Source organism: Amycolatopsis sp. lyj-346, from assembly GCF_046548975.1.
Lineage (GTDB): Bacteria > Actinomycetota > Actinomycetes > Mycobacteriales > Pseudonocardiaceae > Amycolatopsis.
The window spans coordinates 212455-233852 of sequence record NZ_JAJPWT010000009.1; the positions used below are offsets into that span (position 1 = coordinate 212455).

Sequence of the window (21398 nt, forward strand, 5' to 3'; positions counted from 1 at the left end):
CAGAGCCTTGAGGGCGCGATTTCCGGCACGGCTCTTACCCAGCCCCCACCCTCTCCGGGGGGCGTCCCCAGGTCCAGTCTATCGGGGGGTGCCGGCAAAACCGGGCGATCGGCCGTCCGCGGCCGGAGCTGTCCACAGGGTTGCCGGGTTGTGGGCAACCGGTTCAGGAGTGGCTGGGGGAGGGGGCCGGGAGGGCGCTCGGGTGGTAGTCCGCCGCCAGGAGCAGGGGGCCTTCCGAGGCCGTCGGGGGGCGGAACGACAACACCCAGAACGAGCCCTTCTTGCTCGGCACCACGCCGCCGCGGGCCGCCGAGAGCTCCACTCCGTCGCGGTCTGCCAATGCGCTCACCAGGTCCGGGATCACTCCGCCCTGGCTGCACACCACCGGTGTTCCGCCGTCGCCGGCCACCGCCAAGAGCCGCGCCATGCCCAGGACCGGGTCCGGCCAGTAGCCCTCTTCCGAGAACAACGGCTCGTGGCGGACCTCCGCTCCGGCGTCGTCGGCGACTCCGTGGACCGTCTGCACGCACCGCAGCCGCGGTGCCGACAACACCCGGTCCGGGCCGAACAGCGACAGCACCCGGCGCAGCGCCGCCGCCTGGCGCAGGCCCGCCTCCGACAGGGGCCGGAGGTCGTCGTCGCCGGACCACTCGTCGCGTTTGCCCGCCTTGGCGTGGCGCACCAGCAACAGCGTCGTCAAACCCACCGGCAGCTCGCAAAATGCCCGCAGCACCCGGACGTCCTCCGGGCGCGTCAGCAGCTTCTCCGCCGCCGTCGGGTGCAGCCAGCGAAGCTCGTCGACTTCGTCGTTCGGCGCGAACTCGCCGGACACCGCTTCCGCGGCGAAGTAGTCGACCGTCTTCGGCACCGTCCCGGAACCGTTGCGCGACGGCACCGGGTACGCCGTCCGGGCCAGGTAGCGGCCCAGGATCGCCCTGAACCCGGTCTCCTCGCCGATTTCCCGCACTGCGGCCTCGGCGATCGTTTCGCCTGGATCGAGCTTCCCCTTCGGGAACGACCAGTCGTCGTACCGCGGGCGGTGCACCAGCGCGACCTCCGTCGCGCCCCCGGCGACGCGCCACAGCACCGCGCCGGCCGCCCGTACCTCCTGGGTCATCCGGCGGCCCCGTGCAGCTTCGCCAGCTCCAGCTGGTGGTCGCGCACGCGCGAGCCGTCCGCCGGGAACGGCGACCACTCGCCGCTCTCGGTCAGCACCCAGCACCGCGTCGCCGGGTCCAGCGCCGAGTCGAACATGTTGTCGAGCTGCGCGGTCAGCTTCGGATCCTTGACGCGCACCAGCGCCTCGATCCGCCGGTCCAGGTTGCGGTGCATCATGTCCGCGCTGCCGATCCAGTGCGTCCCGCCCGCGCGGAAGTGGAAGACCCGCGAGTGCTCCAGGAACCGGCCCAGCACCGACCGGACGTGGATGTTCTCCGAAAGCCCTTCGACGCCCGGCTTCAGCGTGCAGATGCCGCGCACCACGATCTCGACCGGCACCCCGGCCTGCGACGCGTGGTAGAGCGCGTCGATGACCTGCTCGTCGACCAGCGAGTTGCACTTGATCCGGATCCCGGCCTGCTGCCCGGCCCGCGCCAGCTCGATCTCCTCGCCGATCGCGCGCACGATGCCGCGGCGGATCCCGTGCGGCGACGTCAGGATCGTCCGGTAGGTGTCCTGCCGCGAGTAACCGGTCAGCACGTTGAACAGGTCGGTGACGTCCGCGCCGATGCTCGGGTCGGCCGTGAACAGGCCGATGTCTTCGTAGAGCCGTGCGGTCTTCGGGTTGTAGTTCCCGGTGCCGATGTGGCAGTAGCGCCGGATCGTGGAGCCCTCCTGGCGCACGATCATCGACACCTTGCAGTGCGTTTTCAGCCCGACCAGGCCGTACACGACGTGCACGCCGGCGCGCTCCAGCGTCCGCGCCCAGGTGATGTTCGCCTGCTCGTCGAACCGCGCCTTGATCTCCACCAGCGCGACGACCTGCTTGCCCGCCTCGGCGGCGTCGATCAGCGCGTCGACGATCGGGGAGTCACCGGACGTCCGGTACAGCGTCTGCTTGATCGCGAGGACCTTCGGGTCGGCCGCCGCCTGCTCGATGAACCGCTGCACGCTGGTCGAAAACGAGTCGTACGGGTGGTGCACCAGCACGTCGCCCTCGCGCAGCGTCGCGAAGACGCTCTTCGGCGTCTCGCGCTCGCCGAACGCCGGGTGCGTCGCCGGCACGAACGGCCGGTCCTTCAGCTCCTTGCGGTCCACGGCGGACAGCTGGTGCAGGCAGGTCAGGTCGAGCAGGCCGGGCACCTCGACGACGTCCGCCGGGTCGACGTCCAGCTCGCGCAGCAGCAGCTCGAGCATGTGCTCGCTCATGTCCTGCGCGACCTCGAGACGCACCGGCGGGCCGAAGCGGCGCTGCGCCAGTTCGCGCTCGAGGGCCTGAAGCAGGTCCTCGTCGCGGTCTTCGTCGACCTCGAAGTCGGCGTTGCGGGTGACGCGGAAGACGTGGTGCTCGGTGACGTCCATGCCGGTGAACAGCTCACCCAGGTGGGCGGCGATGAGCTCTTCGAGGGGGAGGAACGTCGCCGTCCGGCTGGTGCGCTCGGTCTCGACGCGCATCAGGCGCGGCACGTTGCTCGGCACCTTCACGCGGGCGAAGCGCTCGGTGCCGCCCTCCGGGTCGCGGACCGTCACCGCGAGGTTGAGGGAAAGGCCCGAGATGTAGGGGAACGGGTGTGCCGGGTCGACGGCCAGCGGCGTCAGGACCGGGAAGATCTGCTCGGAGAAGTAGCTGGACAGCCGGAGCTGGTCGGCGCCGGCCAGGTCGGCCCAGCCGACGATGTGGATGTCCTGCTCGGCCAGCTGCGGGCGCAGGTGCTTCTCGAACGCGCCGGTCTGCCGCTCGACCAGGTCCTGGTTGCGCTTGGCGATGTAGCCGAGCTGCTCGCGCGGGGTGAGCCCGTCCGCGCTGCGCACCAGCAGGCCGGTCTCGTCGCGGCGCTTCAGGCCGGCGACGCGGACCATGTAGAACTCGTCCAGATTGGACGCGAAGATGGCGAGGAACTTCGCCCGCTCCAGCAGCGGCTGCGACTCGTCTTCGGCCAGCGCGAGCACGCGGGAGTTGAAGTCCTGCCACGACAGCTCGCGGTTGAAGTACCGGTCGTCGGGCAGCGTCTCGACGGCGGTCGGCGCGGCGGTGACGGCGGGCGGCGCCGACGGGACGGACCGGAACTCCTCGGCCGCCCGCGCGTTGCCCTGCGTGGAGCTGCGGCGGCGCGGGGTGGCCGCGGCGGTCGTGGTCTTGCGGATTCTGGCCTTGCCGGCGGTGGCACGGGCGGCGGTGTCACGCGCGGTGGACTTCGACGGGACCTTCTTGGCGGCCGCCGGTTTGGCGGCGGTGGTCTTCTTCGCCGTCTCCGAAGATCCGCTGGCCGGGTTCCGTCGCCTCCGCGGTGCGGGCGTGCTGCCGTCGTCTGTGCTCACGGCCCCCATTCTTCACTACGCGACGCCGGATTGCGCAGGCCGCGGTGAAGGTCGGATGAACAGCTCAGCGCAGAACGGCACAGGGTTCGCCGAGGTGGGCGGCGGTGTGTTTTCCGACACCGAGGGCGCGGACGTGGGCGAGATCATCCGGGGTGTCCACGTCGCTGCGCAGGGTCGCCAGCGGCTGCGACAGGGGGATGGCCCCGGACGCGGCGTGCTGCCGCGCCGAGCCGGGCCCGAAGCGGGGATCGAGCGGCTCGCCGGGGGCCGCCAGCAGCAGGGTGGTGCCGGTGCCCTGGCGATCGGCGACGAAGGCCCGGCGCCCGGCGGCCTCGGCGAGGGCGGCCGTGAGATCGACGGCGCGCAGGGCGGGCAGGTCGGCTTGGAGCGCGCCGACGACGGCGGCCGGATCGTCGGCTTTGAGCAGGGCTTCACCGTGGCGGAAGGCGGCGTTGAGGGTCTTTTCGGCAGGCTCGGCGACGATCTCGACCCCGAGCTCGCCCAGCTCCGCGACGGCCCCGGGATCGGTGGCGACGAGCAGAACGCGCCTGATCCGCCCGCTCGAGGCCACGGCGGCGAGGGTATCGGCGGCGAGCGCCAGGACCAGCCCGGGATGGCGATCCGCCTCGACGGCACCACGCAGCCGCGACTTGCCGTCGCGGGGGTGTTTCATCGGCACGACCAGGTCCACGTCCACGTGTCCATCTTTACCCGAAAGCCGGCCGGGGTGGCGGCGGGCGGGGCGGGTTGTCCACAGGCGACGGGTGTTGTGGACAGGTTCGGGGTGGGTGGGGCTTGGGGCGGGGTTTTGTCGGGTGGGGGCGATAGCGTCGATTTCGGGGGTGCCCCGTTGGGGGATGGCGGCCCCCTTGGGAGGGCGGGCTGTGTGTGGGGCGGGCTGTGTGTGGGGCGGGCTGTGTGTGGGGCGGGCTGTGTGTGGGGCGGGCTGTGTGTGGGGCGGGCTGCGTGTGGGGCGGGCTGTGTGTGGGGCGGGCTGTGTGTGGGGCGGTGTGCTGAGGAAGTGTGCTGAAAGAGCCTTCTGCCGGGCGAACTCGCTCTCGCGGGGCCAGCCCCAGGCTGGGCGAGCCGCGCGGTCCGGCAGCGTGCCGCCCGGCGGCGGCCGGGCCGGGCGATGCCAGCGGGCGAGGCCACGGCAGGCGAGGCGGGGCGAGGCCAGCCAAGCCAGACGAGGCCAGCCAAGCCAGACGAGGCCAGGCGGGGCCAGGCCAGACGGGGAGGCCAGGTGGCGCCAGGTCAGGCGGGCCAGACCAGGGCGGGACCAGGCCAGGCGGCGACCCTGCGCGGGCAAGCGCCCAAGCCGCCGAAAAGCGGCTTCCGGCCTGGTCAGCACGCCCGTCGCCGATGGTGAAGGCACCCTCCCTGGACTGGCTGGAGTGCGGCGCGGCAGGATCAGGGCCGACTTGATGCGTGGAGGAGGAGATCGTGGCCCGGCGTGAGAAGGGCGGCTTCTGGGTGGGGCTGGCCGCCGTACTGTTCTACCCGCTCACCGCCATCGGGCGGCGGGTCTACGTCGGGGCCGAAAAGATTCCGCGGCAGGGGCCCGCGCTGCTCGTCATGAACCACATTTCGCACTTCGACCCCGCCGTCGACGCCGTCTTCGTGCACCGGCAGAAGCGCGTGCCGCGCTTTCTCTTCAAGGAGAGCCTGACGCGCGCGCCGATCCTCGGCCCGATCGTCTCCGGGTCCGGGCAGATCCCCGTCTCGCGGGGTTCGGCCGCCGCCGGGGACAGTCTCAAAGCTGCCCACCAGGCGCTCGAAGACGGCAAGGTCGTCGTCATCTACCCCGAAGGCACCATCACCAAGGATCCGGCCGGCTGGCCGAAGGAGTCCTTCACCGGCGCCGCGCGGCTCGCGCTGCAGAACGACGTTCCCATCATCCCCGTCGCCCGGTGGGGCACCAGCCAGATCTTCAACGGCTACACGAAGAGGTTCACGCCGTTCCCGCGCAAGACGATCACCCACTTCGTCGGCGACCCGATCGACCTGTCCGCCTACCGCGGCGGCAACACCCGCAGCGCGACGAAGCTGCGCGAAGTCACCCAGGTCATGATGGACGAGGTGACCCGGCTCCTCGCCGAAATCCGGCACGAGGAACCGCCGGTGACGAAGCCGGGGGACCCGGTCTGATGCGCGCCGACGTGCAGCGGGTCACCGTCCTCGGTGCCGGGTCGTGGGGCACCGCCTTCGCCAAGGTGCTCGGCGACGCCGGGCGGGACGTCACGATGTGGGCGCGCCGCGAACAGGTCGCCGAGGACATCCGGGAACGGCACACCAACGGCGCCTACCTGCCCGGGGTGCCCCTGCCCGGGAACATCACCGCCACCAGCGACCCGGCGAAGGCCCTCGACGCCGCCGAAGCGGTCGTGCTCGCGGTGCCCAGCCAGAGCCTGCGGGCGAACCTGACCGAGTGGCGCGGCCTGTTGCCGCCCGACGCGATCCTCGTCAGCCTCGCCAAGGGCGTCGAGCTCGGCACGCTCAAGCGGATGAGCGAGGTGATCGGCGAGATCGTCGGCATCGACGCCGGCGACGTCGTCGTCGTCACCGGGCCGAACCTGGCCAAGGAGATCGCCGCCGGGCAGCCGTCCGCCTCCGTGCTGGCCTGCGCCGACCACGAACGCGCCGTCGCGATCCAGCGCGCCTGCGCCAACTCGTACTTCCGCCCGTACACCAACACCGACGTCGTCGGCTGCGAGCTCGGCGGGGCCTGCAAGAACGTGATCGCGCTCAGCACCGGGATGGCCGCGGGCCTCGGCCTCGGCACCAACACGATGGCGACGCTCATCACCCGCGGGCTGGCCGAGATGGCCCGGCTCGGCGCGAAGCTGGGTGCCGACCCGCTCACCTTCGCCGGGCTCGCCGGCGTCGGCGACCTGGTCGCGACCTGCTCGTCGCCGCTTTCGCGCAACCGCACCTTCGGCGAACGCCTCGGCCGCGGCGAGACCCTCGAACAGGCGCAGGCGGCGGCCGGCGGGCAGGTCGCCGAGGGGGTCATGTCGTGCTCGTCGATCCGGGCGCTGGCGCAGAGCCTCGGGGTCGACATGCCGATCACCGACGCCATGCACCGCGTCTGCCACGAGGGCGTCGACCCCCGCCAGGCCGGCGCGGAGCTGCTGGGGCGCTCCCGCAAGCACGAGTGGTCCTGATCTCCCGGCAGGTGAGACGTCTTGACCGGGTGGGAAGCGGCTGGGACTCTGGTCGCATGTTCGCGCACGGACTGACCGAGCCGCGGGGCCGCATGGGCCTCCGCTCCGTCCTGCGCGCGTGTCGCTGTTGTCGGTGAACCCCGCCCCGGCCCGGCTCGACACCCTTTCTTCCCGTGAGGACCCTCATGTTCGCCGTTCCCGACAACACCCTGCTGCGTCCCGAGAACCCCGCGCTGCGCCACCCGGTGCGCGTCGCCCTCGAAGTCGCCGCCGACCGCGACCGCTGGCGCCACCTGCTGCGCTACGACCCCGACGAGCGCTTCGCGACGCTGGTGTCGCAGGACGAGCGGCAGGAGGTGTGGCTGATGAGCTGGCTGCCCGGCCAGCGCACCGACCTGCACGACCACGCGTTCGCCAGCGGCGCGTTCACCGTGGTCGGCGGCCACCTGACCGAAGCCGTGGCGCGCCGCGCACCGGACGGCCGCGCGGTCACCGAGCTGCACGCGCTCGCCGCGGGGCAGTCGCGGGTGTTCGGGCCCGGGTACGTGCACGAGGTCCGCAACGAAGGCCCCGACCCGGCGGTCTCCATCCACGTCTACCGCGATGCGGGCCGCGCGATGCGCCCGTACCACCTCGACCCGATCGGCGGCCCGGTCCTGGACTGACCACTCAGTCCAGGTCGCCGCGACGGCGGAACCCGCGTTCGATCCCTTCGCGATCCGCGCCGGCCGCCAGCAGCGCGTGCAGCAGGATCCGCGACTTCCGTGCGTCCAGCCAGCCCGCCATCGTCGCGCCCATCGCGATCAGGCTCGACTCCGAGCCGTGGAAGCCGTACGTCGACCGCAGCGTCGGGCCCGCCCCGGTCCGCGAAGCGACGACCACCGGCAGCGACGGCACCAGCCGCGCGAGCACGTCGGCCGTGCCGGCCGAAACGTGCCCCACGCCCGTCGCGGCGATCACGACGCCGCGCACGCCCGGCAGGGAAGCCACGTGCGCCAGCACCGCACCCGAGTCGTCGAGACCCGCCTCCACCACCGGGACCAGGCCGCCGAAGTCGTCGCCGTCGAGGGACGGCAGCCGCGGCGGCGACGGGTGGAAGTAGTGCACCGCCTGCTCGACGACCATGCCCAGCGGCCCCGCCGGCGCCGAAGAGAACGCCTCCAGGTGGCTCGAATGCGCCTTCCGCACCCAGCGTGCGGCGTGGACGTCGTCGTTGAGCGTGACCAGCACGCCCCGGCCGCGGCTGCGGGGATCGGCCGCGACGGTGAGCGCGTTGCGCAGGTTCGCCGGGCCGTCCGGGCTGAACAGGCCGGCGTTGCGCATGGCTCCGGTCACCACCACCGGTACGTCCGATGGCCAGTGCAGGTCCAGGAAGTACGCCGTCTCTTCGAGGGTGTCGGTGCCCTGGACGACGACGAACCCGTCGGCGTCCTGGCGCAGGCCCCATTCGCGGCAGCGCAGCAGCGTCGCGAAGTCCAGCGAGGCGCTGCCGATCCCGGCGAGGGTTTCCGCCAGGACGTCCATCGGCAGGTCGCCGAGCCCGCCGAGCAGTTCGGCCGCGCCGAACCGCGGGACGGCGCCGCCGTCGCCGTCGACCGGGGCCATCGAGATGGTGCCGCCCAAGGTGGCGACGGCGATCAGGGGACGTGCCATGCCCGCCACCCTATTCAGCCGGTCTTGACCGGACGGCGCCGCGCGTCCGTCAGGGCGTCGCCGCGCGCTCGGCCGCGCTCCTCAGTACGCAGAACTCGTTGCCCTCCGGGTCGGCGAGCACCGCCCAGCCCGTGCCGTCCGGGTTGCGCAGGTCGTTCACCAGCGTCGCGCCGAGGCCGAGGAGGCGTGAGACCTCCTCATCGCGGGGGATGTCCGGCTGCAGGCACAGGTGCAGCCGGTTCTTCACCGTCTTCGGCTCCGGCACGCGCAGGAAGAGCAACGCCGTGTCGTCGTTCAGCTGGAAACCGACCTCGTCGTCGCCCGGCTGGTCCTCGTCCGGGATCGGCTTCCCGGTGACTTCGCTCCAGAACTGGCACAGCGTGTACGGATCGGCGCAGTCGACGGACACGTTCAGCACGGACGACGGCATGGCACTCCTCGGGAATCGGGCAGAGCGGGCAAGCCCGAGTCTGACGCAGCCGCCGGAGGAGGGCGAGCCGATTCAGGACGCCAGCGCCAGCCCCGCGGTCCGGTGCACGCGGCGGCTGTCGTCGACGATCAGGATCTCGCAGCCCGGCCGGTCGGCCGCCCAGGTGATGCCCTCCTCGCCCATCGCGAACGCCGCCGTGGCCAGCGCGTCCGCCGTCACCAGGTCGCTTGCCACGACGGTGACGCTCATCAGGCCCGTCGCCGGCGTGCCCGAACGGCCGTCGAGGATGTGGGAGCCGCGCTCGTACGCCGCCGACGTCGCGATCGCGCCGTTGCGCGACTCCAGGACCGCGCACACCGCCAGCGGCTGCTCGGGGTGGCGCACCCCGACCCGCCACGGACGTCCCGGTTCCGGCTCGCCGGCGGTGACGACGTCGCCGCCGGCGTTGAGGCAGAACGTCGTCGCGCCCTCGGCCTTCAGCAGGTCGGCCGCGCGCTGCACCGCCCAGCCCTTGACGACCGCGCACGGGTCGAGGCCGCGACCGGGCAGCCGCGCGCGGAACGCGCCGCCGGAGAGCTGCTCGTAGTACGCGCAGAGCTCCAGCACCTCCAGCAGGTCGTCGCTCAGCTCGGCGGCCGTCAGCTCGCCGCGGTCGTACCGGCTGACCTCGCTGTCGTCCTTGAAGGGACTGAACCGGGCGTCGACGTCGCGGAACCACGCGAAGACCTCGTCGACGACTTCGGCGAAGCCGTCCTCGTCGTCGCGCAGGTCGAGGGAGATCGGCAGGCCCATCACCTGTTCGACGCGGGTGGTCATCTCTTGCCCCGCGCGTCGATCGCGGCCTGCAGCGACGTCTTGTACGACTCGCTCGTCTCGGTCGCGCCGGTCACCGTGTCGATGTTCGCGCTCTGCGCCTGCATCGCCGCTTCCTGCAGCTTCGGCAGCGCGGTGACCGCCCGCCCGTGGTCCGGGGCCTGCAGCAGCGTGATCGCGGTGAGACGGCTGCCGGTGAAGGTCACCTGGACCTGCACGATCCCGTACACACTGGACTCCGGCGTCCCCTGCGTGGTCACGGTCCCGCCGGAAGTGTCCGGTGTGGACTGCCCGGGTGCCTTGTTGTCCGAAGAGGACGGTGCCGTCGACGGCGCGGCCGACGTCGACGGTGCCGTGATGGCGGGCGGCGGCTGGGCGGCGGCGGTGCTCTGCACCGGTCCCGGCTCGAACCGCCAGACCGCGATGAACCCGGCGATCGACAGCGCGACGACGAAGATGGTCTTCTTCACAACGTTCCCCTAGGCCGCGAGGCTGAAGCGTTCGGCGTGGACTTGGGCGTTCGGCACACGCAGCTCACGCAGGCTGCGCAGCACGGCCGAAGTCATCCCCGGCGGACCGCAGACGAACACGTCCCGCTCGTGCACGTCCGGCACCATCATGTGCAGGTTCGCCGGCCCGAGCAGCACACCGCGCGGGCCCACCGCCTGGTCCGGCCCGGTGAGCAGGTTGACGACGGCGCCGCGCGCCTTGGCCAGCTCGTTCAGCTCCGGCAACAGCACCGCGTCGGCCTGGTTGCGGACGCGGTACAGCACCACGACGTGGCCGTCGATCTCCTCCAGCAGCGCGCGGATCGGCGTGATCCCGACGCCGCCCGCCACGAGCAGCGCGTTGGGCCGCTGCTGGTGGATCGTCGTGAAGGCGCCGTACGGACCTTCGGCGAACACGCGCGTCCCGACACGCAGGTTGCGCAACCCCGCGCTGGCATCGCCGAGTGCCTTCGCGGTCAGCCGCAGGGAGCGGCCGTCGGGCGCGGCCGACAGCGAGAACGGATTGGCCTGCCACCACCGGTCCTTCGTCAGGAACCGCCACAGGAAGAACTGCCCCGCCTTGGCCGGCAGCTTGTCCAGGTTCTTGCCGGACATGTACACCGAGACGACGTCCGGGGACTCGGAAACGACCGCCGTCACGCGCAGCTGGTGACGCAGGTTCCGCCACAGCGGCAGCACGACGCGCCCGGCGAGCACGGCGGCGCCGGCCCCCAGCCAGAGCGTCCACCAGTACGCCTTCGCCGTCTCCGAACCGGCGAACGACTGGCCCAGCGCGATCTGGTGCGTGAAGGCGAGCAGTACGGCGGCGTAGGTGTAGAGGTGGATGAAGTGCCACGTCTCGTAGGCGAGCCGCTTGCGCGCGAACTTCGCCGAAACGGCGCCGACGACGAGGATCACGGCGAAGGCGACCAGCGCCCGCAGGATCCCTTCGAGCGTGTTGGCCATCTCGACCAGCTCGTCGACGAACCCCTTGTCCGAGACCTCCGCGTAGCCCATGGTGATGAACACCAGGTGCGCCAGCAGTGTCCAGAGGATCGTGAAGCCGGTCCAGCGGTGCCAGGTGGTCAGCCGGTCCATCCCGAGGCGGCGGTCCAGCCAGGGCAGCCGGGCCACCAGCAGCAGCTGGAACGCCATCGTCAGCGCGCCGTACATCCCGGCGAGCCTGCCGATCGTGATCAGCACGTTCTGCGAAACCCCGGCCTGCACGAACAGCATGGTGACGGCGGCCACGTTGGCGCCGAGGAAGAGAAAGAGGCCGGATTTCGCGGCGATCCGGGGGCGGATCGCCGGGCGCGCGGCCTCGACGGTCTGCGTCATGGTGCTCACACGGATCCCCCTTTGATTCGGTTCACAAGGCTAGCGTCGGCACCGAGCCTGTGGGGAGGCTTTGCCACGACTGTCGGGTTCCTGTCGGCGCGCCGTTCGGGTACGCCGATCGGCGCGCGCCGGGAGATGATGAAGGGGTGCAGACCCCTGACCCGGTGCGCCTGCTCGTCGTGGACGACGAGCCGCACATCGCCGACCTCGTCGCCACCGTCGCCCGGTACGAGGGCTGGCAGGCGGTCACGGCCGGGACCGGCCAGGCCGCGCTGAGCCGGGCCGCGGAGTTCGGGCCGGACATCGTCGTGCTCGACCTGATGCTGCCCGACTTCGACGGTTTCACCGTGCTCGACCGTCTGCGGGAGGGCGGCAACGCGATCCCTGTGGTCTTCCTCACGGCCAAGGACGCGACGGCGGACCGGATCGCCGGGCTCACCCGCGGGGGTGACGACTACCTGGTGAAACCGTTTTCGGTCGAAGAGCTGATGGCGCGGCTGCGGGCGGTGCTGCGGCGCAGCGCCGGCCTCGCCCACCAGCCCGAAGCGCGCGGGGCCGTGCTGCGGGTCGGCGACCTGACCCTGGACGAGGACACCCGCGAGGTCCGCCGCGGCGACGTCCTGGCCGAGCTGACGCCGACCGAGTACGAGCTGCTGCGCTACCTCATGCGCCGCTCGCCCGCCGTGCTGACCAAGGCGCAGATCCTCGACCACGTCTGGGAATACGACTTCGGCGGCCGGTCGAACGTGGTCGAGCTGGTCATCTCGCACCTGCGGCGCAAGGTCGACGCGGGCGACGGCGAGCCGCTGATCCACACCGTCCGCGGCGTCGGGTACGTCGTGCGGCAGGCCCACCGGTGACGCGGACGGTCCGCCGGTGGTACGAGGCCTGGCAGCGCACCCGGCTGGGCACCCGGATCACCCTCGGCCTCGGCGCGCTCGCGCTGGTGGTGTTCGCGGCCGTCGGCGTCACGACGGTCGGGATCATGCACGGCTACCTCGACCGGCGGCTCGACGAACAGCTGTCCAAGAGCCAGAACACGCAGCTGCCGCTGCTGCGCCAGACGCACGGCTCGCCGCAGTCGGTGTACTCGTGGTACTCGGCGCTGTACACGGTCAAGAACGGCGTCGCCGTCCCGGAGCGGGGCGGCAAGCTGCCGGGTGACGCCAAACAGCTGGCGAAGATCGCCGCCGAGGCGGTGAACGGCGACGTCACCCGGAACATCTACCTGCGCGACGACGGCCCGTACCGGGTGCGGGCGTGCCCGGTCGACACCGACTCGGTGCTGCTGTCCGCCGCGCCGCAACAGGACCTCGACGGCACGGTCCGGCAGCTGATCTGGGTCGAGGTCGGCGCGTTCGCGCTCGCGCTGGCCGTGCTGGTGATCGTGGGACGGCTGGTGCTGCGCCGCGGCCTGCGCCCGCTGGCCGACATGGCCGGGACCGCGCACGACATCGCCTCGCACGACCTCACCGCGAACCCCGACCTGCCGGTGCGCGCGGCGGGCACCGGCGGCGGCGCCGAAGTCGAAGAGCTGCGGACGGCGTTCAACGTGATGCTGGCCCACATCGACACGTCGCTGGCCGCGAAGACCGAGGCCAACGAGCGGCTGCGCCGGTTCGTCGCGGACGCCTCCCACGAGCTGCGGACGCCGCTGACGTCGATCCGCGGGTACGCCGACCTCTTCCGCTACGCCGCGGCGAACGAGCCGGCGGAGCGCGAGGCGCACCTGGCGAAGATCCGCGAGGAGACCGCGCGGATGACCGTGCTCGTCGACGACCTCCTGCTGCTGGCCCGGCTGGACGCGCGGGCCGCCGAGACGCCGTTGCGGCCCGAGCGCGTCGACCTGGCCGAGCTGGCCGGGGACGCGGCGGACGCGTTCGCCGCCGGGCGGCCGGACCACCCGCTGACGTCGGCGTTTTCCACGGCGTTCGTGGACGCCGATCCGGTGCGGTTGCGGCAGGTGCTCGACAACCTGCTGGCCAACGCGGCGATGCACACCCCGCCCGGGACGTCGGTGCACGTCGAGGTGACGGCTTCGGAGGGCGAAGCCGTCGTCCGGATCACCGACGCCGGGCCCGGGATCGCGCCGCCGGACCAGGAGCGGATCTTCGACCGGTTCTTCCGCGTCGACGACTCCCGCACCCGCGGCAACGGCGGCACCGGGCTCGGGCTGTCGGTGGTCCAGTCCCTGGTCACGGCGCACGGCGGCACGGTCGGCGTCGAGTCCGCGCCGGGCCGGACGGTGTTCAGCGTGCGGCTGCCGCTCGCGCGGTGACGTGCGGCGGCGTCGTCCAGCCGGGGGAGAGGTCTCCGGACGGCTCGGGCTCGCCGTAGCCGGTCCGCACGGGCAGCACGCCGGCCCAGGCGGTGTCGGCCGCGACGTCCTCGGGCTCGTCGTCCGGGCCTTCGGCGCGCATCTTGACCGAGGCCTCGGCGAGGTCCAGTGCGAGCACGGCCACCGCGGCGAACTCCTTGGCGTTGACCTCCCGCGCGTGCTCCCACGAGCCGGGCGCGAGGTGGTCGGTGAGCACCTTGAGGCCGTGCATCTTCGCTTCGGCGTCGAGGACCGGCTTCGCCTGGCCGAGGACGACGGCGCTGCGGTAGTTCATCGAGTGGTTGTTCACCGAGCGCGAGTAGACGATGCCGTCCAGCAGCGTCACCGTCACGCAGACGTCGAGGCCGTCCGCGGCGGTGCGGAGGCTGGCCGCGCCGGTGGAACCGTGCAGGTAGAGCGTGTCGCCGTCGCGGCCGTAGCCGGTCGGGAGGACCAGGGGCACGCCGTCGCGGACGATCCCGAGGTGGCAGATCAGGCCTTCGTCCAAGACGGCGTACAGCGCGGAGCGGTCGGTGACGGCGCGGTGCTTCTTGCGGCCGAGCGTGGTGCGGGGCGTGGTGGACAACATGCGACCAGCGTCTCCCGGCACAGTGGCCTCGGAAAACGGCCACTTCTCGTACACTTGGGAAGTCCACTCGAGGAGGTCCCGTGTCCCACGCCGACACCGCGCTCCCGGTCAGCCTCGACCGCGCGGCCGTGACGCCGCTGGCCGTCCAGCTGGCCGACGCGCTGCGCGAAGCCGCGGCGAGCGGCCACCTGCGCGGCGGCGACCGGCTGCCCTCGACGCGGGCACTGGCCGGACGGCTCGGCGTCAGCCGCACGGTGACGTCGGCGGCGTACGAGCAGCTGCACGCCGAAGGCTGGATCGCCGGGCGGCACGGCTCCGGCACGTACGTGACGACCCCGCCTTCCTCCTCGGCATCGGAGGTGCCGGCGCCCGCCGTGCCGGCGCCCGAGGCCGTCACGCCGTCGCTGCTCGACCTCGGCCCCGGCACGCCGTGGGCGGACGGCCTGGACCGCGCGGCCTGGCGCCGCGCCTGGCGGGCCGCGGCCGACCCGGATCCCCTGGTCCGCGCCCACCGGGCGGGGCTGCCGGAGTACCGCTCGGCGGTGTCGGAGCACCTGCTGCGCCACCGCGGGCTGGCGGCGGGCTCGGTACTGGCGACCGGCGGCACGACCGCGGCGGTCGTCGAGCTGGCCGCGGCGGTGCTGGAGCGCGGGGACGTCGTCGCCGTCGAAGAGCCCGGTTATCAGCGCGCGGTGCAGGCGTTCCGGCGGGCGGGGATGCGCGTCGTCGGGGTGCCGGTGGATCTCGAAGGCCTGCGGCCGGAGACGATTCCTCCGGACGCCCGGGCGGTGTACTGCTCACCGGCGCACCAGTACCCGATGGGCAGCAGGCTGAGCGCGGCGCGGCGCGTGTCCTTGGTGGAACGGGCCCGCGCGACGTCGATGCTGGTCATCGAGGACGACTACGACGGCGAGCTGCGGTTCGACGTGGCGCCGCTGCCGATGCTGGCTTCGCTGGCCCCGGACGTGGTGGTGCACTTGGGGACGACGTCGAAGATCCTCACGCCCACGCTGGGCGCGGGCTGGATGGTGGCGCCGGAGGCCATCACCTCGGCGGTGCTGGCGTACCGCGACCTGACCGGCACCCGGCCGTCCCCGGCGGGACAGCGGGTGCTGTACGAGTTCGCGCGCAACGGAGATCTGGGGCGGCATCTGCGGAAACTCCGCCGGGAGATGGCGGAGAGGCGGACCTTGCTGGCGGGAGCGTTGTCCTCGGCGGGAATCCCGGTCCGCGGCGACGACGCCGGAGCGCACCTGGTGGTGCCGTTCGCCTCGGCTTCCGTGGAGGCATCGGTGATCGCTTCCGCCGAGCGGCGGGGGATCCGGCTGGACGGCCTGGCCCGGCACTTCGCCGGAGTGCCATCGGCGCACGGGGTGGCGATCGGGTACGCGGGCTGTTCGCGGGAAGCGTTGGTGGCGGCTTTGCCGACACTGGTGGCTTTGCTGCGGTGAGGCTCCTGTTGTCCACAGTTCGGGGGTGCTGTGGACAACGCGGCCTGGTCGCGGGTTTTCGGGCTTTGAGGTCGGTCCTCGCCGATACGCTCAATTTGGTGGTGGTTCCCCCTGGGAGGGCGGGTCCTGTCCGGGGCCGGGCGGGCCGGGTGGGACCTGCCGGCTCCTCGAAACCGGGCCGGTCGGTGCGGGCTTCCGGCCGCGGCGATGTACGGAAAGAGTCGTTCACTGCGTCCGACGACCTGACGACTCTTTCCTGGCGTCGGACCAGCCGCCAGGAGACTGCCGACGAACCTCGGACGCGCGACACCAGCCGGCGGAGAGAGTCCCGGCCTGCCGGACGTGCCCAACCCGTCACCGGTGCTCTCCGCCGCACCGGGCTCGGCTGTTCCGCGAGGTCACCGGGTACGGTGGCTCACCATGAGCGAGAAGATCCGGGTGGCCGTCGTGTTCGGTGGGCGCAGTAGCGAGCACACCATCTCGTGCCTGTCCGCCGGCAGTGTCCTCGGTCACCTCGATCCCGAGCGGTTCGAGGCCGTTCCGGTCGGGATCACCCGGGAAGGCCGGTGGGTGCTCGGCTCCGGGGAGCCCGGCCAGCTCGCCATTCGCGGCCGGGAACTGCCGTCCGTCGAGGACGGCCAGGGGCTCGTCCTCGCCGGGGATCCCTCCAGCCGGGGGCTCGTTGCCGTGGAACCCGGGCGGGAAAGCGAAGTGCTGTCGCGGGTCGATGTCGTCTTCCCCGTTCTGCACGGTGCTTTCGGCGAAGACGGCACCATCCAGGGCCTCCTCGAACTCGCCGGCATCCCCTACGTCGGGCCCGGGGTGCTCGCCAGCGCCGCCGCCATGGACAAGGAAACCGCCAAGAAACTCCTCGCCGCCGAAGGGCTTCCGGTCGGGACCTACTCCGCGCTGAAGCGCGGGCAGTCCACTTTGGACGTCGAGGAGAAATCCCGGCTCGGGCTGCCCGTGTTCGTCAAGCCCTCCCGGGCCGGCAGCTCCGTCGGGATCTCGCGCGTCGCCGACTGGGCCGGGCTGGAAGCCGCCATCGAACTCGCGCGGGCGACCGATCCCAAGGTGCTCGTCGAGGCCGCCGTCGTCGGGCGGGAGGTCGAGTGCGGTGTCCTCGAATTCCCGGACGGGCACGTCGAAGCCTCGCTGCCCGCCGAGATCCGGGTACTGTCCGAGGACGAAAACGCCTGGTACGACTTCGAAACCAAGTACCTCGGCGACGACGCCGAACTCGACATCCCCGCCAAGCTCGACGACGCCCTCACCGAGAAGCTCCGCACGATGGCCGTGGAAGCCTTCCGGGCGCTGGACTGCCAGGGGCTGGCCCGCGTCGACTTCTTCGTCACCGAAAACCACGAGCTGATCATCAACGAGGTCAACACCATGCCGGGCTTCACGACGAAGTCCGCCTACCCGAAGATGTGGGAGGTCACCGGCATGGACTACGCGACGCTGCTGACCACCCTCGTCGAGACGGCGATCGCCCGCGGAACCGGGCTCCGCTAGGAGAACCGCAGCGGCCGCGCGGGCAGCTTCGCGGCCACCGTGTCCGAGATCTCCTGCAGCGGGCCCGTTCCGGCACTGTCCGGCACCGTCAGCGCCGCGTAGACCTCGCGATCCACGACGTACCACGTCGACGCGCCCTCGCCCGCCACCTGCAGCCACTGCACGCCGTTCACCAGCCGCAGCTGCGCCGTCGGCGTCAGCTCCGGCGGCCGGTCCAGGCCGCAGCGCAGCACCAGCGGGTCGTCCGCGCCCCAGGCCACCGTGGCCGGCGGCGCCGGGGCGGCCAGTTCGCGCAGCTTCACCTGCTTGCCGTTCGACGTCAGCTCCGTCGGGACTGCGCCCAGCAGCGTCGTGCAGCCCGGGGCCCCCGACTGGGGGGCGGGTACCGGGACGAGCGGCAAGGGGCCGGCTGCCGAAGCGTCCGGGGACGGCCGGGTCAGGGCGAACACGGCGACGGCGACCGCCAGGGCCACGGCGAGCGCGGCCGCGGTGACGAGCACCACTCGGGGTGGTGCTCCGGTGTCGGGATCAGGCACCCCGCAACTACACCACTGCTCAGAGGTGCACGACCGGGCAGGTCAGGGTGCGCGTGATGCCTTCCACGTTCTGCACCTTCGCGACCACGAGCTGGCCCAGCTGGTCGACGTTGTCGGCGGCCGCGCGGACGATGACGTCGTACGGTCCGGTGACATCCTCCGAGCTGGTCACACCCGGGATGCTGGAGATCTCGGCAGCCACCGCGGCCGCCTTGCCGACCTCGGTCTGGATGAGGATGTATGCGTGGACCACGGCGCGCCCTTTCGTCGGGATCTTGTCGCTCAAGGTAGGAACGTCATCAGCAACGTATCGCCAGCTCACGGAAAAACATAGGGCATCCGACTATCGGTGATCGATCTTTGTCCCGGTAGAGAAAGCAGAGGTGACCGGTGTCACCGAACGACGGAACGGTCGCCGAGACCGGCGAGTTCGCGCTCATCCGAGCCGTCACGGAAGGACGGCGCCAGCCGCCGGGCACGCTGCTCGGTCCGGGCGACGACGCCGCCGTCATCGCCGCGCCGGACGGCCGCGTGGTCGCCAGCACCGACGTCCTCGTCCAGGGCGTCCACTTCCGGCTGGACTGGTCCTCGCCCGAGCACGTCGGGCGCAAGGCCGTCGCGGTCAACCTGGCCGACGTGGCCGCCATGGGCGCCACCCCGACCACCGTCCTGGTCGGACTCGCCTGCCCGCCCGACACCCCGCGCGAGGTCGTCACCGGGCTGGCCGACGGCATGTGGGCCGAGGCCGAACGCGCCGGCGTCGGCGTCTCCGGCGGCGACATGGTCCGCGCGGACCAGCTCGTGATCAGTGTCACGGCCCTGGGCGACCTCGGCGACCGCGAGCCGGTGACGCGCTCGGGCGCCCGGCCCGGTGACGTCCTCGCGGTGAACGGACGGCTCGGCTGGGCCGCGGCCGGCCTGGCCGTGCTCGGCCGCGGCTTCCGGTCGCCGGTCGGTGTCGTCAACGCCCAGCGCTGCCCGGAACCGCCCTACGAAGCCGGCCCGCGCGCCGCCCTCGCCGGGGCCACGGCGATGATCGACGTCTCCGACGGCCTGCTCGCCGACCTGGGGCACATCGGTGAGGCCTCCGACGTCGGCATCGACGTACGCACCGCCGACCTCGACGTCCCCGCCCGGCTCACCGAGGTCGGCGCCGCCCTCGGCGCGGACCCGCTGGACTGGGTCCTCACCGGCGGGGAGGACCACGCTCTGGTGGCCACCTTCCCGCCGTTCACCGAGCTGCCGGACGGCTGGCGCACCATCGGCGTCGTCACCATGGCCGGCTCCGGGATCACCGTCGACGGCAAGCCGTTTTCGCGAGAAGGCGGCTGGACGCACTGGCGCTGATCTAGGCTTCGGAAGCGTGAGAATCGTTCCAGTTCCCTACGACCACCCTGACGCGGCGAAGCTGATGGCCGCGGTGCAGCAGGTGTACGTCGAGCGCTACGGCAGCGAGGACGCCACGCCGTTGAGCCCCGCCGACTTCGATCCGCCGCAGGGCGTGTTCCTCGTCGGCTACCAGGGCGAGGAGGCGGTCGCCTGCGGCGCGTGGCGCGCCCACGACGGCCCCGAACCGGACTTCCAGCCGGGCGACGCCGAATTCAAGCGGATGTACGTCGCCGATTCCGCGCGCGGCCGTGGGTTCGCGCGGATGATCCTGTCCGAACTGGAGCGCACGGCGGCGTTGTGCGGCCGCAAGCGCGCGGTCCTGGAGACCGGGACGAAGCAGCCGGAAGCGATCGCGCTCTACACGTCGTCGGGCTACGCCGAAATCCCGCAGTTCGGCCTCTACAAGAACGAGCCGGAAAGCCGCTGCTTCGGCAAGGACCTCACCTCGGGGTGAGCTTCAGCAGGGCGGCCGCGTGGGGCCGCAGGGACGCCGACACCGCGGTACCGGCGTCCCGGTGGGCCCAGAGGTCGCGGACCTGCCACGCGCCGGGGATCGAAGCGGAGACGGTCGTGGTGGTGCTGCCGGTGTTGAGCAGCACCACCGCGAAACCGCCGCCGCTCAGCGGTTTTCCCCACACCTGGTAGCCGGGCCCCGCGTCGAGCTGCCGTCCCTGGCTGCCCGCGAAGTCCTGGTCGACGGCGATCACCTCGGCGTTGCCCAGCGTCGCGAGGTCGCTGCCGCCCAGCTTCGCCGGGTCGGTGCCGGCGAACAGCGGCGCGTTCAGCACGGCCCAGACGCTGAAGTGCGCGCGCGACTCGTCGGCGGTCAGCGTGCCGTTGCCGACCTGGAGCATGTCCGGGTCGTTCCACCCGCCGGGCGAGCCGCTGTGGACGGCGACGCCGGCCTGCTGGTCGATCGTCGCGAGCACCGAGTCCCAGGTCGCGACCAGGTCGTTGGTCGTGCGCCACAGGTTCGCCACCGGCCGCGCCCAGGTCCACGGGCTGGAGACGCCGTACTCGGAGATCGCGTAGACGATCGGGCGGGGCAGCGCGGCCAGCTCGTCGCGCATCTTCTCGAACGCGGCCTTCCGGCCGAGGCCGTCGACGGTGTCGGCGTTGCACCAGTCGTACTTGAGGTAGTCGACGCCCCAGCGGCCGAACGTCTCGGCGTCCTGGCGCTCGTGGCCGAGCGAGCCGATGCCGGACGCCGGGTAGGCGTCGTTCGCCATGGCGCAGGTCCGGCTACCGGGGACGGCGTAGATGCCGAACAGCAGGCCGCGGGAGTGGACGTAGTCGGCGAGGTCGGCGATGCCGTGCGGGAACCGCTGCGGGTCCGGCCGCAGGGAGCCGTCCGCCGCGCGGGTGGGTGCCTGCCAGCAGTCGTCGACGACGACGTACCGGTAACCCGCGTCACGCAGGCCGGTGTCGGCGAGCGCGTCGGCGGCGTGGCGCACGACGTCCTCGGTGAGGTCGTGGCAGCGCACCTGGTTCCAGCTGTTCCAGCCCATCGGCGGGGTGCCGGCCAGGCCGTTCGCCAGTGCGGGCGACGCCACCGGGAGGCTGAGCAGCCAGGTCAGCGCGACGAGGAGGAGCACGAGCGCGGTGCTTCTCGGACGGGTCTGCGGTGTCGCGGCGATGCCGTGATCCAATCGCACCGGAAGTGAAACCGCAGTCACCTCGGAGGCGGCATGCCGATCTACGCACTAGGTTCGCTCGAGCCGACGATCCACCCCGACGCCTACGTCCACCCGGACGCGACGGTGATCGGCGACGTCCGGATCGGTGCCCACGCGTCGGTGTGGCCGCAGACGGTCCTGCGCGGCGACCACGGCCACATCGAGATCGGCGAGCGGTCGAACGTCCAGGACGGCTGCGTCCTGCACTGCACCGAACGCCACCCGACGATCCTCGGGCCGTCGTCGGCGGTCGGCCACGCGGTGCACATCGAGGGCGCGACGATCGGCACGGGCTGCCTGATCGCGTCCGGTTCGGTGGTGCTGAACGGCTCGGTGATCGAGGACGGCGGCATGGTCGGCGCGGGCGCGGTGCTGTCGTACGGCTCCCACGTGAAGACCGGCGAGATCGCGCTGGGCGTGCCGGGGAAGACGCGGGAGAACAAGTCGTTCGGCGCGGAGAACATCGCTCTCGTCGTCGAGTCCTACGTGCAGCGGGCCCGGCGGTTCCGCACCGAACTGAGGCGGCTCGACCCGCTCGGGTGACGCCGGCCACGCCCGGTAG

The 21398-nt window shown here is 72.2% G+C and carries 22 protein-coding genes; 10 read left to right on the plus strand and 12 right to left on the minus strand.

What is annotated here, in order from left to right:
- Window positions 1-163 precede the first annotated feature (163 nt).
- From ACLJQE_RS25970 to cofC, 3 genes are read right to left on the minus strand one after another with little or no spacing between them, the layout of a single operon-like run.
- On the minus strand, window positions 164-1117 hold the full coding sequence (locus ACLJQE_RS25970) for an NUDIX hydrolase (protein ID WP_410641959.1): 954 nt from the start codon (window positions 1115-1117) through the stop codon (window positions 164-166).
- Complete coding sequence (locus ACLJQE_RS25975; protein ID WP_410641960.1) at window positions 1114-3486, minus strand: RNA degradosome polyphosphate kinase; 2373 nt, start codon at window positions 3484-3486, stop codon at window positions 1114-1116. The genes ACLJQE_RS25970 and ACLJQE_RS25975 overlap by 4 nt, the downstream gene beginning before the upstream one ends.
- A gap of 55 nt (window positions 3487-3541) precedes the next feature.
- On the minus strand, window positions 3542-4174 hold the full coding sequence (gene cofC / locus ACLJQE_RS25980) for a 2-phospho-L-lactate guanylyltransferase (protein ID WP_410641961.1): 633 nt from the start codon (window positions 4172-4174) through the stop codon (window positions 3542-3544).
- 731 nt (window positions 4175-4905) lie between these two features.
- Here cofC and ACLJQE_RS25985 point away from each other — a divergent pair.
- The 3 genes from ACLJQE_RS25985 (at window position 4906) to ACLJQE_RS25995 (ending at window position 7306) form a co-directional block, all read left to right on the plus strand.
- Window positions 4906-5625, plus strand: a complete 720-nt coding sequence (locus ACLJQE_RS25985) for a lysophospholipid acyltransferase family protein (RefSeq protein WP_410641962.1) — start codon at window positions 4906-4908, stop codon at window positions 5623-5625.
- On the plus strand, window positions 5625-6641 hold the full coding sequence (locus ACLJQE_RS25990; RefSeq protein WP_410641963.1) for an NAD(P)H-dependent glycerol-3-phosphate dehydrogenase: 1017 nt from the start codon (window positions 5625-5627) through the stop codon (window positions 6639-6641). Before ACLJQE_RS25985 ends, ACLJQE_RS25990 begins: the two co-directional genes overlap by 1 nt.
- A gap of 185 nt (window positions 6642-6826) precedes the next feature.
- A complete protein-coding gene (locus tag ACLJQE_RS25995; RefSeq protein WP_410642125.1) occupies window positions 6827-7306 on the plus strand; it encodes a cysteine dioxygenase in 480 nt (159 codons plus the stop codon).
- A gap of 4 nt (window positions 7307-7310) precedes the next feature.
- Here ACLJQE_RS25995 and ACLJQE_RS26000 read toward each other — a convergent pair whose 3' ends face one another.
- The 5 genes from ACLJQE_RS26000 to ACLJQE_RS26020 form a co-directional block, all read right to left on the minus strand.
- Window positions 7311-8294, minus strand: coding sequence for an asparaginase (locus ACLJQE_RS26000; RefSeq protein ID WP_410641964.1), 984 nt, complete (start codon window positions 8292-8294; stop codon window positions 7311-7313).
- 49 nt (window positions 8295-8343) lie between these two features.
- Entirely contained in the window at window positions 8344-8724 is a 381-nt protein-coding gene (locus ACLJQE_RS26005) for a VOC family protein (protein ID WP_410641965.1), read from the minus strand.
- Window positions 8725-8796: 72 nt separating this feature from the next.
- Window positions 8797-9540: an FAD:protein FMN transferase gene (locus ACLJQE_RS26010; protein ID WP_410641966.1), complete on the minus strand. Its 744-nt coding sequence runs from the start codon at window positions 9538-9540 to the stop codon at window positions 8797-8799.
- Complete coding sequence (locus ACLJQE_RS26015) at window positions 9537-10007, minus strand: FMN-binding protein (RefSeq protein WP_410641967.1); 471 nt, start codon at window positions 10005-10007, stop codon at window positions 9537-9539. Before ACLJQE_RS26015 ends, ACLJQE_RS26010 begins: the two co-directional genes overlap by 4 nt.
- Before the next feature lie 9 nt (window positions 10008-10016).
- Entirely contained in the window at window positions 10017-11363 is a 1347-nt protein-coding gene (locus ACLJQE_RS26020; protein WP_410642126.1) for a ferric reductase-like transmembrane domain-containing protein, read from the minus strand.
- 146 nt (window positions 11364-11509) lie between these two features.
- On the opposite strand from ACLJQE_RS26020, the gene ACLJQE_RS26025 reads away from it, so the two are divergent.
- On the plus strand, window positions 11510-12223 hold the full coding sequence (locus ACLJQE_RS26025; protein ID WP_410641968.1) for a response regulator transcription factor: 714 nt from the start codon (window positions 11510-11512) through the stop codon (window positions 12221-12223).
- On the plus strand, window positions 12220-13641 hold the full coding sequence (locus ACLJQE_RS26030; RefSeq protein WP_410641969.1) for an ATP-binding protein: 1422 nt from the start codon (window positions 12220-12222) through the stop codon (window positions 13639-13641). Before ACLJQE_RS26025 ends, ACLJQE_RS26030 begins: the two co-directional genes overlap by 4 nt.
- Here ACLJQE_RS26030 and ACLJQE_RS26035 read toward each other — a convergent pair.
- A complete protein-coding gene (locus tag ACLJQE_RS26035; RefSeq protein ID WP_410641970.1) occupies window positions 13613-14269 on the minus strand; it encodes a pyridoxamine 5'-phosphate oxidase family protein in 657 nt (218 codons plus the stop codon). The two genes, ACLJQE_RS26030 and ACLJQE_RS26035, sit on opposite strands and share 29 nt — an antisense overlap.
- A gap of 80 nt (window positions 14270-14349) precedes the next feature.
- Here ACLJQE_RS26035 and ACLJQE_RS26040 point away from each other — a divergent pair, with 80 nt between their 5' ends.
- Entirely contained in the window at window positions 14350-15720 is a 1371-nt protein-coding gene (locus ACLJQE_RS26040) for a PLP-dependent aminotransferase family protein (RefSeq protein WP_410641971.1), read from the plus strand.
- A gap of 420 nt (window positions 15721-16140) precedes the next feature.
- Entirely contained in the window at window positions 16141-17235 is a 1095-nt protein-coding gene (locus tag ACLJQE_RS26045; RefSeq protein ID WP_410641972.1) for a D-alanine--D-alanine ligase family protein, read from the plus strand.
- Here ACLJQE_RS26045 and ACLJQE_RS26050 read toward each other — a convergent pair.
- Both ACLJQE_RS26050 and ACLJQE_RS26055 read right to left on the minus strand, forming a co-directional pair.
- Complete coding sequence (locus ACLJQE_RS26050; protein WP_410641973.1) at window positions 17232-17771, minus strand: DUF3515 domain-containing protein; 540 nt, start codon at window positions 17769-17771, stop codon at window positions 17232-17234. The two genes, ACLJQE_RS26045 and ACLJQE_RS26050, sit on opposite strands and share 4 nt — an antisense overlap.
- A 19-nt stretch (window positions 17772-17790) precedes the next feature.
- Window positions 17791-18024: an Lrp/AsnC family transcriptional regulator gene (locus tag ACLJQE_RS26055; protein ID WP_003091994.1), complete on the minus strand. Its 234-nt coding sequence runs from the start codon at window positions 18022-18024 to the stop codon at window positions 17791-17793.
- Window positions 18025-18161: 137 nt separating this feature from the next.
- On the opposite strand from ACLJQE_RS26055, the gene ACLJQE_RS26060 reads away from it, so the two are divergent.
- Complete coding sequence (locus ACLJQE_RS26060) at window positions 18162-19118, plus strand: thiamine-phosphate kinase (protein WP_410641974.1); 957 nt, start codon at window positions 18162-18164, stop codon at window positions 19116-19118.
- Between the two features lie 16 nt (window positions 19119-19134).
- On the plus strand, window positions 19135-19614 hold the full coding sequence (locus tag ACLJQE_RS26065; RefSeq protein WP_410641975.1) for a GNAT family N-acetyltransferase: 480 nt from the start codon (window positions 19135-19137) through the stop codon (window positions 19612-19614).
- Here ACLJQE_RS26065 and ACLJQE_RS26070 read toward each other — a convergent pair.
- On the minus strand, window positions 19601-20755 hold the full coding sequence (locus tag ACLJQE_RS26070; protein ID WP_410641976.1) for a glycoside hydrolase family 27 protein: 1155 nt from the start codon (window positions 20753-20755) through the stop codon (window positions 19601-19603). The genes ACLJQE_RS26065 and ACLJQE_RS26070 overlap by 14 nt on opposite strands.
- Before the next feature lie 93 nt (window positions 20756-20848).
- On the opposite strand from ACLJQE_RS26070, the gene ACLJQE_RS26075 reads away from it, so the two are divergent.
- A complete protein-coding gene (locus ACLJQE_RS26075; RefSeq protein WP_410641978.1) occupies window positions 20849-21379 on the plus strand; it encodes a gamma carbonic anhydrase family protein in 531 nt (176 codons plus the stop codon).
- Window positions 21380-21398: the final 19 nt, after the last annotated feature.